The 250-nt window shown below is 62.4% G+C and carries 1 pseudogene; it reads right to left on the bottom strand.

From position 1 onward, the window contains the following. Window positions 1-130, bottom strand: a pseudogene (locus FV242_RS34225) (IS481 family transposase); the annotation flags it as partial. Between the last annotated feature and the right edge of the window lie 120 nt (window positions 131-250).

Here is a 250-nt window from a genome sequence, read left to right as displayed (position 1 = left end):
TGCTCACCTCAGCGATGTCGACGTGCACATAGCCGATGGCGTAGGTCGCAAAGCGCTGCTTCTTGGGTTTGTTGCCGTCGATCTCGGGTAGTCGGCTGATGCCATGCCGTTCCAGGCAGCGATGCAGGGACTGTCAGGAATTTCGTGTGGGGGCGGCCATAGTGGATCCGAAGGAGGTTCCCGATGGCACGACGCAAAGCACCCCACGTCCCTGACGCGATCCTGGACCAGCTCCTGGCCGGGGCCGATC

Source organism: Methylobacterium sp. WL64 (assembly GCF_008039945.1).
In the GTDB taxonomy this organism is placed as follows: domain Bacteria; phylum Pseudomonadota; class Alphaproteobacteria; order Rhizobiales; family Beijerinckiaceae; genus Methylobacterium.
The sequence above is the reverse complement of the archived record's forward strand: the minus strand, read 5'-3'. Positions and strand labels throughout refer to the sequence as shown.